The organism is Shewanella sp. SM32, from assembly GCF_025654235.1.
Taxonomy (GTDB): domain Bacteria; phylum Pseudomonadota; class Gammaproteobacteria; order Enterobacterales; family Shewanellaceae; genus Shewanella; species Shewanella oncorhynchi.
Genome location: NZ_JAKKRO010000031.1, coordinates 1 through 12,704, shown reverse-complemented (window position 1 = coordinate 12,704; position 12,704 = coordinate 1). Strand labels below are relative to the sequence as shown.

The window sequence follows — 12,704 nt, the reverse complement described above, 5'->3', positions numbered from 1 at the left end:
TTCATAGCAAAATGATATAAAAAACGTGATCTCTGTGGGTTACAGACTGTTACAGATCCGATAAGATGGCCCCAGTTCGCTTTTTCCCTGCAAAAGATGAAGCCAGCTGAGAGGCCCGTTCTAACGAATGGGCCTCTGTCCATTCTGCCTTCTGCGTTTCCTCTGCGACAACTTATACTGCCACTTAATCATATTGCGCCCACCAAAGCCTAATTAACCTATTTACTCTGCTGTTAACTCTTTTTATCAATAAGACTTACTGACGACCAAGTTGTTGCTTTATTAATCAGTAATTCAGCAAAAGCGAAACTTCACCCAAAACTGAGATCTAGCACAAAGTTATTGGCATAAAACTCATGCTAAATAGAGACATGACAGATTAAGTAAATGGTTAATTTTCATGCAGTAACTATCCTTCTCCGTCAAAAAACATCAAGGCTATATAGACTTAATTAATGATTGACCGAATTCAAAAACGATGCCTATGATGGCAACAATATCCTCGAACAGGTAGGTACGCTATGACTGCAATCACCCATGTATATAACTACACAGTTAGATGTCCACATTACAAAGATCCTGAACATCCCGTTACTTGGTTAAATCATATTGAAATGAACCAGTCCTGTGAGATCGCGTTAAATCGCATCACTAAATGGCACGAGCTTTCTGGGGAAAAAACCTTCGAAACAAATAAGTTTGTGGTTCGTAAAGCCGAAAATGAAGATGCTTACTTCTCAATGCAGAGTGACAGACTCAAAAATGACGGCCATGCCTTAGTCACCTTTAAAATCTTTTTAGACGATTGCTGTGACGATGCGGCGCCAGAAGAAATTATGCAGCACCTGATTGAAGACTATCAACAACGCTTAGCCAAACTCGAATAATCTTTGCAGTATTATTTAGCGACCTTAGACGCCAGTGCGCAAAACGCCACTGGCGTTTTTATTTGTCGAGTTCGATAACTCAACCCACGACGTCATTTAATGCTCTTAGTTTCACTCACTCGGTTGATACTCGAACAGAAGCATTGCAACAGCGACTCAGCAGATAATGTCGCCATAGCGTGATTCAGCTCAAGATCTGTTATATTGTCCCAAATGTCATTTAGCACAGTAAAAATGGCAAGGCCCAGTAAATTGAGTTACGAACTTAAATTGAGGATTGGCATCACAATGAATAAAGCGACGCTCATTATTATTCCTTTATTACTCGCTACATCCGCCTGTGCGGATTTAAAGGACGCAGGCCGTGCCATCGGCACAACGACTAAAGAAGTCACCACTGAGATAGGCCACGCGACTCGAGACACGACAAAAGCCATAGGTCATGCTTCACGGGATGCGGTCAAATCGGTAAAAGAAGATTTAACCAAAGACTAATGACAGTGACGCCTAGGCGTCACTGCTCATTTTAAGCATCTTATACATTTAAGCATCACGCATTTTAAGCGCCACGCCCCTTAAGCCGCATTCGCCCGAATACCATGGGGCACAGGCAATCCTTGGGTATTGACATGCACAAACACCATCTTATCTATGCTCACCACTGGCGCCTGCGTCATCTTATTGCGTACTTGGCAGCTTACGGTAATCGAACTGTGGCCGAGGCTCACCAGCTCCAGACCAAACTCAATCACATCCCCTTGATGCGCTGGCGTCATAAAGTTGATTTCAGAAATCAGCTTAGTCACATGGCTCGTGCTCTTCATCTGACAGGCTGCAAAGATGGCGGCCTCCTCATCTATCCAACTGAGCAACTGACCGCCAAACAGGGTATTTGCTGGATTTAAATGTTCAGGTTTAACTAAACGGCGACTGTAATATTTCATGGCGGTGACCTCAATGTGAATGCCAATAATCAGCTTTAATAAGCTATAACTTTCCACATTATTCAGAGCATTTTTCAGGCCACTATTGATAGCCATTAAATAACAATGAGATAGCAATAAGCTGCTGTAAAATAATCCGATTATTGCACCAAGTCGCATCAGAGTTGCACCATATTAATCAGCGTAATAGTGAACCAATAAGCAAAAAAATAGCGACTCATAGAGTCGCCAAGCTAAGGCAAGCAAAAACTTACTGGGTAGGAAGTTAAGTCACGAGGTTTGACTTAAAAACCCGCACAGCACATGTAGGCGAACTGCACGGGGACAACAGCTGCAAAGCAGCTAAACACAGGTTTACAGGTAACACTCTTTCACACTCGACTCGAGATTTAAGCTGCAAGCTCAGTAACTCATCACAGTCCGCCTTGCCCTCTATTTCGAGTTTTTAACCACGCCTCACCAGATACATCAGCATAAGGCGTGCTAAGGAGTGATCCACAATCACAATGGATCATCCTAAGCGCTTACTGCTTAAAACTGCTCTTCTTCGGTGGAACCTGTCAGTGCGGTCACTGATGAATGGCCACCTTGAATAACCGTAGTCACTTGGTCGAAATAACCTGTGCCCACTTCCTGTTGATGCGCGACGAAGGTGTAACCTTTCTTCGCAGCAGCAAACTCAACTTCTTGAACTTTCTCAACATAATGCTTCATGCCTTCGCCACGAGCATAGTCGTAAGCGAGGTCGAACATGTTGTACCACATGTTGTGGATACCGGCTAAAGTGATGAACTGGTACTTGTAGCCCATGTCTGATAATGCTTGTTGGAAGCGCGCGATAGTGGCGTCGTCCAGATTTTTCTTCCAGTTGAACGAAGGCGAACAGTTATAAGCAAGCAGTTGATCTGGGTACTGAGCATGAATCGCCTCAGCAAAAATACGCGCTTCTTCAAGATCCGGTTTAGCGGTTTCACACCAAATCAAATCTGCATAAGGGGCATAAGCAAGACCACGAGAAATCGCTTGGTCAAGACCGGCTTTCACACGGTAGAAACCTTCATTGGTGCGCTCTCCAGTCACGAAATCACGATCGTATGGGTCGCAATCTGAAGTTAACAAATCGGCCGCGTTAGCATCGGTACGGGCGATAACCAGTGTATCGACACCGCTCACGTCCGCCGCTAAACGTGCAGCAACCAACTTTTGAACCGCTTCTTGGGTTGGCACTAATACTTTGCCGCCCATGTGACCACATTTTTTCACTGAAGCTAACTGATCTTCAAAGTGAACGCCGGCAGCGCCCGCGTCGATCATCGACTTCATCAGTTCGAAGGCATTTAATACGCCGCCAAAACCCGCTTCTGCGTCAGCAATAATTGGCAGAAAGTAATCAACAAATTTTTCATCTTCTGGATTAACGCCATTGCCCCACTGAATTTGGTCAGCACGACGGAATGAATTATTGATGCGTGACACCACAGCTGGCACTGAGTTGGCTGGGTATAAAGATTGATCTGGGTACATAGTGCCGGCTAAGTTAGCATCGGCTGCCACTTGCCAACCTGAAAGGTAAATCGCTTCGATACCCGCTTTCGCCTGTTGTACCGCTTGACCACCCGTTAACGCACCCAATGAATTCACATAGCCTTTTTTAGCGCCACCGTTAACCAATTCCCATAACTTAGCAGCACCGCGCTTAGCGATAGTATTCTCAGGCACGATTGAACCGCGAAGCGCAACCACTTCTTCTGCGGTATAAGGACGACGCACGTGTTTCCAACGTGGGTTTTCTGCCCAATCTCGCTTGATTGCATCAATCTGCTCTTGACGTGAAGTCTGAGTCGTTGCCTTAGTCATAGTGTCGCTCCTTTCTCTTTGATGTTGTAGCTATCATGAAACTGCCCCCCAGTTTCACTCTGCTAAATTGTTTGGTTGGCGGTAGCCCCGCCACAGCTAAATCTGGTTTACCTAAAACGGTTCAAGCAAATGAGTTCATCCTAGGCAGTCAGCATTTCGTAACCGGGTAAGGTTAAGAAATCGACCAGCTCGTCGGAGGTGGTAATGTCTTCGAGCAATACCGCCGCTTGGGTGAATTTGCCATGGGTGAATCTGTCGCTACCCACTTCTTTTTTCACGTTCGACAGCTCTTCAACCAACATGTCTTTAAAGAGTTGTTTGGTCACTAATTTACCGTTTGACAGCGACTTACCGTGTTGGATCCATTGCCAAATTGATGCTCTAGAGATCTCAGCCGTAGCCGCATCTTCCATTAAGCCGTAAATAGGTACACAACCGTTGCCGCTGATCCACGCCTCTAAATACTGCAGGGCGATACGAATGTTCAGACGCATCCCTTGTTCAGTGCGCTCACCGTCGCAGGTTTTAAGTAACTCGCTGGCAAGGATCGGCGCGTCTACATCACGGGTAATATGTAATTGATTACAGTGATCTTGGCCTATGTATTCGTTGAAAATCCCCATAGCGGTGTCGGCAAGGCCAGGGTGCGCGACCCAAGTGCCATCGTGACCGTTACGCGCCTCAAGCTCTTTATCTCGACGAACTCGCTGCAATACCGCTTCGTTCTGAGCAGGATCTTTAGCAGGAATAAAGGCTGCCATGCCGCCCATCGCTAAGGCACCGCGTTTGTGGCAGGTCTTAATCAAGAGTCTTGAATAAGCGCTTAAGAAAGGCGTATCCATAGTGACGGCTTGGCGATCCGGTAAGACTCGGTCGCTATGACGTTTTAATGTTTTGATATAGCTGAAGATGTAATCCCAACGACCACAGTTCAGTGCGACGATATTGGAACGTAGTTCATAGAGAATTTCGTCCATTTCGAACACGGCAGGCAAAGTCTCAATCAAGCAAGTACATTTAATCGTGCCCGCTTGCAGACAAAACCTTTCCTCAACAAAAGCAAACACTTTTGCCCACCAGCGCGCTTCAATATGACTTTCTAACTTAGGAATATAAAAATATGGACCACTGCCCTTGGCCAAAAGTTGGCGATAGTTGTGGTAGAAATACAGTGCGAAATCAAACAGTGAGCCAGGAATCGCTTTGCCATTAAACTGCACGTGTTTTTCTTTAAGGTGCAGACCACGAACGCGGCAGATAAGCACTGCCGGATTTGGTCCTAATTTATAGTGCTTACCCGTGTCCGGTGCTGTGTACTCAATGTCACCACGCACGGCATCACGTAGATTGATTTGACCTTCGACGACTTTTTCCCAGCTTGGTGCTAAAGAATCTTCGAAATCGGCCATAAACACTTTGGCATTGGCGTTGAGTGCGTTAATCACCATCTTACGTTCAACGGGACCTGTGATTTCTACGCGGCGGTCAAGCAAGTCATCGGGAATACCGCGAATTTGCCATGCACCATCACGGATAGCGCGGGTTTCAGGCAGAAAGTCAGGTAATGCTCCTTTATCAATACGTGCTTGCTTATCTTTACGTTTAGCGAGTAAGGCAGGTACTTCGTCGGCAAACTCACGACAAAGGGATTCGAGTAAGGCGACAGCCCCTTCGGTAAATATGACTTCTTGGCCAGGAATGTCACGACCCACAATATTAAGCGTGGCGTTTGCTGTAGCTTTACCCAGTGTCGAATTCAATTGCTGTTCACTCAAAGTGTGTTCCGTCATCTTGATGCCCTCCCAAGAGGCTCCACTATCACAGGCTTAACGCTGACATATAAAGCAGTAGCATCCCTAATCACCACTGCTTATAAACTCACCAAAAAACCATCAAATGTTTGTTTCGAACTAAAACTTACCGACAAACGTTTGTATTTGCAACAGTCCAAGATTGACAAAAACATGCATTAACCTAAGTAAAAACCATGCTAAAATTGGTCTGACCAAGCAAAAAAATAAACAACAAATAACTGATAAATATGTAATTAAAAATTTTAATCACATATAGCAATTGCAGTTAAATGAAACTTGTCAGACAACTTTACCAATCAATACGCAAAGTAATTAATTACGTAATTAAATAACTAATAGTAAATTTATTATTACATCATTTTTACTCTATTAGACCTAAGTAGAAAATGCTCAATGTTTTGAACTAACCTAGAGGTAAGTCAGATAAATTCATATAAATCATAATGATAAAGACTGTTGCCATTGCCATGAATTAAAACAACCGTTTAATTTTGACGTTTACGTAAACGAAATAGGTGTCATGTGCGATTCAAACTAAGTACCAGGTTGCGTTTCCCGATCAACAAGGTGGGATGTGATGGTTAACTCAAAAAATAAATCACTTTTTTATAAAAAAAATGAAACAAATTTGACATTACAGTGGGATGGAACTTAGACGCGACTTTTTATGAAGCTTTTCTCCTGCGAGAACCCATACCTAACTTCCTCAAATACATGCCTTTTCGTAACACTTATTCGCAGCACTGCACATTTCAACCACGACATCTGAAACATATGTTGCCAACTTAAATGCAAATCATTACTATTCGCGACCTATTTATTTGGGGGAACCATTAATGAAATCATTTCGTTTGTCACTAACTGCACTCGCCTGCCTTTCCGTTTTATCGCAAACTGCATCCGCCGAAGCTAACTCGGTATCAGCAAATACTGAAGCCAACGTTGAGCGCATCACGGTTTATGGCAGACAAAACTCAGTGGTGAAAAATTCAGGGCTAGCGACTAAATCCGACATGTCTCTCATGGAAACACCCGCTGCAGTTGTAATTGTTGACCAAGAACTGATCGAAACCCAAGGTACAGATAATCTGCAAGACTTGATCCGTAACATCAGTGGTGTGACTCAAGCGGGTAATAACTATGGCATCGGTGACAACATAGTCATCCGTGGTTTAGGCGCAAATTACACCTATGACGGTATGTATGGCGGTGCTGGCCTTGGTAACACTTTCAACCCCACGCGCTCTTTAACCAACGTTGAATCCGTAGAAGTATTAAAAGGCCCAGCGACTGGACTCTATGGCATGGGGAGTGCTGGTGGCGTCATCAATTTAATTGAGAAAAAACCGCAATTCGAGTCAAAAAACAAATTTACCGCCGAAGTTGGACAATGGGATACCTACTCCCTTGCTCTGGATAGCACGGGCGGTCTGAGCGATGATGTCGCCTACCGTTTAGTGGCAAAATCCGGCCGCAGTGATGGCTATCGCGATATAGGTACAGACAGAGACGAAATCTATGGCGCCTTAAAATGGGTATTAAGTGATAGCCAAGATGTAATGCTTTCAGGTGCTTACATTAAAGATGCTATCGCCGTTGACTCTATTGGCCACCCGATTCGAATTTACAATGCCGATTCAGTCGGCGGTAAGAGCGCGGGCGAGGTCACGTGGCAAGATCTGGTTAATGATCCCAACGGTAATGGTCTACAACTCACCGATGCACAGCGTCAGCAGTTAGCGGCCTCTTTATCTGGCGCAGACGGCTTAACCCCTTATTCGTTTGGTGATGCAGGGCTGATTTCGCCGATGGCGAAGGACAATGAGGGTGAAGAGTTAAGATTTAAACTGACCCATAATATCTATTTCAGCGACAATTTGTTCCTCAATCAACAATTGCAGTATCGCGACTACACGTCAGGTTTCGCCCGCCAAACTGGTGCCTATAACTATGTCTATTGGAAGCGTAACATCAAGATTAAAAACGTACCTACCGACGTGATTAACGAAGAGCCTAGATCGCCTTTAGTTGAAAACGGCGTACTTTATCCTTTTGCTGCAAGACGTCAGGAATACCGTAAAGTGGATGCCGACGAGACTTCGTGGCAGTACTTTGCCGATTTACGTTATGACTTCCAAATTGGCAATATAGACAATGAATTATTGGTCAATGCCAACTACGAAGACCGTAATATTCGCTTCCAGCAATATTCTATCTTCGATGCCGATCAAATCTATAAAAACAAAGATGGCAAAATCATTTACCAAGGATCTCTGCCTTATATATACGACATCCGCAATCCTAACTGGGGCACAGGTAAATTCGAGGACTATGACCCACTCAAAACCGCTAACTATGACAAAAAAGTCAGTGCTTGGGGCGTAGGTTTACAACATGTCAGTTATCTGCCATACGGCTTTACCACGCGTATTGGTGTTGCCTTTAATGAGATTAAACAAGCCTATGAGCACTTTGGTGTTGATCCACGCTATAGCACTAGCCAATCCCAAGCGACACCAGAAGCCGATACCACAGATAACGGTATGACCTATAACCTAGGGTTAACCTACATGCCGATTGAGGATTTATCATTTTTCATCAACCATTCTAAAGGGCGCACCGCTTACAGTGTACTTGATGCAGTAAAAGATAATGCTACCGACCGAGATGATTCAGAATCAATTAGCAATGATCTAGGTATGCGCTTTAAAGCATTTGAGGATCAATTGCTTGGCTCACTGGTATTCTTTAAAAGCTCGCGTACTAATGTCGCCTATAACAACCCTGATTATACCAATGGCATATTAACCCCTAATATTCCCGTGTATTTTTATGATGGTAGCGAAGATACTCAGGGGGTCGAACTCGATCTCAATGCCCACCTGAATGATCAATGGCGCGTTAACCTTAATGGCATGTACCAAGATGCAAGGGATAAGCAAAACCCGAATGACGTCGCAAATTACGTCAGCCGTCAAAAAGGTGTACCTTATGTCACTGCCAGTGCTTGGGTGACCTATGGCGCCGATTGGTTTAGCTTATCAAGCCCAATCGAATTAAGCCTTGGTGCTAAATTTGTCGATGATCGCAGCACGCACTCTAGCTCATTTGGTATTCCAGACGGTTATGTGCCTAGCTATACCGTTGTCGACTCGGCGGTGAGCTACAACGCGGATTCTTGGAAAATCCAGCTGAACATCAATAACCTTTTCAATAAAGACTATTACAGTAAAGCCATGTTCCTCGGAGGTATGCCGGGTGAAGAACGCAACGTCAAACTGCAATACAGCTATAGCTTTTAACACCTAAACATCAGCGTTAAATTTGATGTTGTAAACCAATAAAAAAGAGAGCATTTATGCTCTCTTTTTATATCCAAATCAGAGTGACAACATTAGCTCACATTCTCCCTATCGCCACGCATGAGGGATTCCAACTCTGCCTTACCCTTATTCGATAAATTGATTAACGTCGCTAAATCATTCTGATGAGCCGCACTCGCAATCACCAGTTTCTTATCATGTTCAGCAAAGATTTTTACCCGCTCGTTGGCTTGTACCTGCGATAAACCTAGGCCTTGGAGAATCTTCTCACTGGCCGATAGCGCCGAACCAAAGGTCTCACGAAACACATCCGTCACCCCAAGGCTCATCAAACGATAAGCATGGTTACGGTCCCTCGCCCGCGCGACTATGTTGATATGGGGAAAATGCGTTTTCACTTGCTGAGCAATTTCAATGGAATCCTCAACACTGTCCACGGCAAGCAATAGTAATCTAGACCGAGCAATCCCCGCCGACATCAACATGTCTAAGCGTCTGGCATCACCAAAATATACTTCACCACCGTATTTACGAATAACATCCACATGACTCGCATCCTTATCCAAGGCGACAAAAGGGATACCTGATGAGGCCAAAATACGCCCCGTGATCTGGCCTACTCGACCAAATCCAGCAATCACCACTTCAGATTCAGTGACATTAATCGTATCTGGCAGACGAGTATCCACCACTTTGGCTTTAGTTGCTCGGAACAAAGTAAACAATAGAGGCGTTACTGCCATAGACAAACCAATAGCAAGCATAAGGACTTGCGCAATTTTATCGCCGACAATACCAGATAGCTGCGCCTGAGATAAAAGCACAAAGGCAAATTCACCGCCTTCAGCAAGGATCAAACCTAGTGCAATACTAGGCCGCCATTTGTGGTGCCGAATGCGACCCAACACCATAAGCACAAAGGTTTTAATCAGCAACATAGCCATTAAAATACCCAGAATAAGTAACGGATCAGATATCAATAATTTCAAATCCATACTCATACCGACAGCCATGAAAAACAGCCCAAGCAATAAGCCTTTAAAAGGTTCTATGTCAGTTTCGAGCTGGTGCCGATAACTTGAGTTAGCGAGCATAATACCCGCCAAAAATGCCCCCATACCCGCGGAAAGTCCCAACCACTCCATTAACTCAGCGCTACCCATGACCAGTAATAATGCAAAAGCGGTGAGCACTTCACGCACCCCACTGCTTGCCACTAGTTTAAGGAATTTAGGCAGTAAATATTTCCCCACTAACACAAAACCAACGAGCGCAAGACACGTCCAGTACCAAGGCACCGCATGATGTTCAATCTGAGCAGAATTGGGCGCCAAATATGCAGTCAGCAGCAACATAGGGATAACCGCAAGGTCTTGCATTAACAATACCCCAAAAGCATCACGTCCAAGTGGGGTTGTGAGCAGTCTATGCTCACTCATTAACTGCACGGCAAAGGCTGTCGATGATAAAGATAGCGCGGCGCCAACCACTAAAGCCGCCTCAATAGACAAGCCAAAGCCCCAAGCCAAACCTCCAATCGCAGCCCATGACAACAACAGCTGACCACTGCCTAAACCAAAGATAGCACTGCGAAGTTCCCATAATTTACTTGGATTCAATTCGAGTCCAAGTACAAACAGCATAAGTACCACACCTAACTCGGCAAAATGCAACACGGCTGCAGGATCAGAAACCAACGCCATGCCACCTGGGCCTAAAATAATCCCTGCGGCCAAATAGGAAAGAATAGGGCCCGCGCCAAAACGTTTACCCAAGGGAACAAAAATAACCGCCGCCAATAAAAATAGCAGCACCGACGTGAGTAAACTCGACTGTTCCATGAAGGCTCCAACGGAAAAAGGAATGCGCATTGTTCTATGTAAGGCCCCAGCAATAGCTAGGCAATTATCAGCTATGATATCCCATTTATTTATTAACAAGGTCAAGGCAATTCATTAAAAATGAGAAATTTTTGATACGAAAAACACTTAAGCGTGGGGGAAATCAACTGGAGCAACAAAGCAGAGTAAAAGAGCGCTTAGAGACACCTTAGACTGTTATTGCATTTTAGTGAGTGGCTGCAAAATAAAAAACGAGCAATAAACTAAGGAAGGATAAAACCAGTAAGGGCTTGCCAACTCTGGATGAGACTAAATGCTCACTCGACTTGCATTACACAGAGGGCGATGCGATATGAGGCCGTAAATCAGTTGCCTGCTTGTCACATTTTAATATGTCAGAATAGCGTACTACGGTGTTGCGGCCATTGGCCTTAGCGGCATAGAGCGCCATGTCGGCTCGGTGAAATAATGGATCCAAACTCAGATCATCAGCCATTAAACCGCTCACGCCAAAACTCGCCGTTATGACGAACTTATGCCCTGAATGTTGGGTATCAATGGCCTCGATACGAGCTCGACATTGCTCCGCCACTTCCATGCCTTTCGCTTCATCGGCATAGGGTAATAAAATTGCAAACTCCTCACCGCCGATACGAGCAAAAACATCACCATTTCGGATATGGGATTTAAGGGAGTCAACCACCTTTTTAAGCGCCCAATCGCCAGTTCCATGACCAAAAGAATCGTTGATACGTTTGAAGAAATCTAAATCGAATAAAATGACACAGAAATCCCCGCTACGAGCCGTGGCTTGCACAAAAAGGTTTTCTCCCAACTCTTGCCCTGCACCACGATTCAATATGCCTGTTAAGGCATCCATTCTCGCCATACGCATAAACTTACGTTTCTGCATCTGACCTACGGCTAACAAAATCCCAAGGAAGAACAGCCCACCCACTAGAATAGTGATAAACATCAGCATATTGGTGTATTCCCGCTCTTTTACCATTTGCTGAGCGATGTAAAGTTCACGCTCTTTATTGAGTAAATTGATTTCACGCGACTGTTCATCAGCATTAAACTTAGCCGCCTGATAAGCGAGGGTTTTCATTCTAGATTGGTCAAAAATCAATTGATTATAATATTGTTCTTTTCTTTTGTATTCATATGCTTGCTCAAATTGTTTATCCGCCGCCATCAGTTCGGCAAATACCTTATATGCAATATGCTTATGTTCGATGTAGCTATTATCATCGGGGAATGAAAGCACTTTAACGGCGTGACTTTTCGCTTGAACCTGCTCATCCATGGCAAAGTAATTCTCGGCAAGTAGTGCATGCACATGGCTGATTTCTAACTGAAATTGAAAAGCTTCATACCCTTTTAAAGCTAATAGTAGAATCGCTCTCGCACCTAAAAAGTCGCCCCGCTCCTGCAAAACCATAGCTTTGCCTTTTATCGACATAGTCGCCAGAAGGGGGAATTGCTTCGCATCACAGTATTGACGGCTATCTTCGAAGGCATCGAAGGCATCGGGATTTTTCACGCCGAGTAAATAAATAGCGCGCAGCAATTTGGCATGGCAAATATCGCGGACATCGGTTTCCTTTGCGAGTTGTAACACCTTATAGGCATAAAGGCCCATATCACTATAAGCGTCCATTTCGGAATAAATATTGGCAATTCTTAGATATGAGTGCCGTTTAATCGTGACATCATCAATATTCACCACTAGGGCTAATGCTTGAGCGACTGCAGCCAAGGCTTTGTCATAGTCACGCAGACCTATATATACCCGTGATCAATGAAGATGCTTGATTTTCAGTGAAATGAGGATCAAGCTAACGATTATGAAACTACTCCTTACTCCTGAACAAAAACAAGTCCTAGAGACCCAGCATGCTCAAACGCGTGACGGGCGTATTCGTGACCGCATCAAAGCAGTACTGCTTGCATCCGAAGGCTGGACCCCGGCAATGATTTCTCAAGCATTACGCATTCATGAAAGCACTGTACGTAATCACCTTGCCGATTACAC

General features: G+C 44.5%; 8 protein-coding genes and 1 pseudogene. 4 read left to right on the top strand and 5 right to left on the bottom strand.

The window, feature by feature from the left end:
- The first annotated feature begins 521 nt into the window (after nt 1-521).
- Together L5M10_RS13585 and L5M10_RS13580 are read left to right on the top strand one after the other, a co-directional pair.
- On the top strand, nt 522-887 hold the full coding sequence (locus L5M10_RS13585) for a hypothetical protein (protein WP_028760718.1): 366 nt from the start codon (nt 522-524) through the stop codon (nt 885-887).
- A 288-nt stretch (nt 888-1,175) separates the two neighbouring features.
- A complete protein-coding gene (locus L5M10_RS13580; RefSeq protein WP_028760719.1) occupies nt 1,176-1,382 on the top strand; it encodes a hypothetical protein in 207 nt (68 codons plus the stop codon).
- 80 nt (nt 1,383-1,462) lie between these two features.
- Here the strand turns inward: L5M10_RS13580 and L5M10_RS13575 are convergent, their stop codons facing one another.
- From L5M10_RS13575 to aceB, 3 genes are all read right to left on the bottom strand, one after another.
- Nucleotides 1,463-1,831 (bottom strand): acyl-CoA thioesterase, encoded by a 369-nt coding sequence (locus L5M10_RS13575; RefSeq protein WP_006085118.1) that lies wholly within the window; start codon nt 1,829-1,831, stop codon nt 1,463-1,465.
- 531 nt (nt 1,832-2,362) lie between these two features.
- Nucleotides 2,363-3,688 carry an isocitrate lyase gene (aceA, locus tag L5M10_RS13570; protein WP_198572101.1) on the bottom strand — a complete coding sequence of 442 codons (1,326 nt, stop codon included), beginning with the start codon at nt 3,686-3,688 and terminating at the stop codon, nt 2,363-2,365.
- Nucleotides 3,689-3,828: 140 nt separating this feature from the next.
- Nucleotides 3,829-5,478, bottom strand: a complete 1,650-nt coding sequence (gene aceB, locus L5M10_RS13565) for a malate synthase A (RefSeq protein WP_259566271.1) — start codon at nt 5,476-5,478, stop codon at nt 3,829-3,831.
- An 860-nt stretch (nt 5,479-6,338) separates the two neighbouring features.
- Here aceB and L5M10_RS13560 point away from each other — a divergent pair.
- Complete coding sequence (locus L5M10_RS13560; RefSeq protein WP_263255416.1) at nt 6,339-8,804, top strand: TonB-dependent receptor; 2,466 nt, start codon at nt 6,339-6,341, stop codon at nt 8,802-8,804.
- A 92-nt stretch (nt 8,805-8,896) separates the two neighbouring features.
- Here the strand turns inward: L5M10_RS13560 and L5M10_RS13555 are convergent, their stop codons facing one another.
- Together L5M10_RS13555 and L5M10_RS13550 are read right to left on the bottom strand one after the other, a co-directional pair.
- Complete coding sequence (locus L5M10_RS13555) at nt 8,897-10,666, bottom strand: monovalent cation:proton antiporter-2 (CPA2) family protein (protein WP_263140412.1); 1,770 nt, start codon at nt 10,664-10,666, stop codon at nt 8,897-8,899.
- Between the two features lie 331 nt (nt 10,667-10,997).
- Nucleotides 10,998-12,458 (bottom strand): annotated as a pseudogene (locus L5M10_RS13550) (GGDEF domain-containing protein); the annotation flags it as partial.
- A gap of 58 nt (nt 12,459-12,516) precedes the next feature.
- Here L5M10_RS13550 and L5M10_RS13545 point away from each other — a divergent pair.
- Nucleotides 12,517-12,704 (top strand): helix-turn-helix domain-containing protein (locus L5M10_RS13545; RefSeq protein WP_263179487.1); only part of this gene is annotated, 188 nt, incomplete at its 3' end.

Excerpts from the sequence above, each read along its gene's own strand:
- L5M10_RS13585 (WP_028760718.1), top strand. The coding sequence starts at position 522 with ATGACTGCAATCACCCATGTATATAACTACACAGTTAGATGTCCACAT.
- L5M10_RS13580 (WP_028760719.1), top strand. The coding sequence starts at position 1,176 with ATGAATAAAGCGACGCTCATTATTATTCCTTTATTACTCGCTACATCC.
- L5M10_RS13575 (WP_006085118.1), bottom strand. The coding sequence starts at position 1,831 with ATGAAATATTACAGTCGCCGTTTAGTTAAACCTGAACATTTAAATCCA.
- aceA (WP_198572101.1), bottom strand. The coding sequence starts at position 3,688 with ATGACTAAGGCAACGACTCAGACTTCACGTCAAGAGCAGATTGATGCA.
- aceB (WP_259566271.1), bottom strand. The coding sequence starts at position 5,478 with ATGACGGAACACACTTTGAGTGAACAGCAATTGAATTCGACACTGGGT.
- L5M10_RS13560 (WP_263255416.1), top strand. The coding sequence starts at position 6,339 with ATGAAATCATTTCGTTTGTCACTAACTGCACTCGCCTGCCTTTCCGTT.
- L5M10_RS13555 (WP_263140412.1), bottom strand. The coding sequence starts at position 10,666 with ATGGAACAGTCGAGTTTACTCACGTCGGTGCTGCTATTTTTATTGGCG.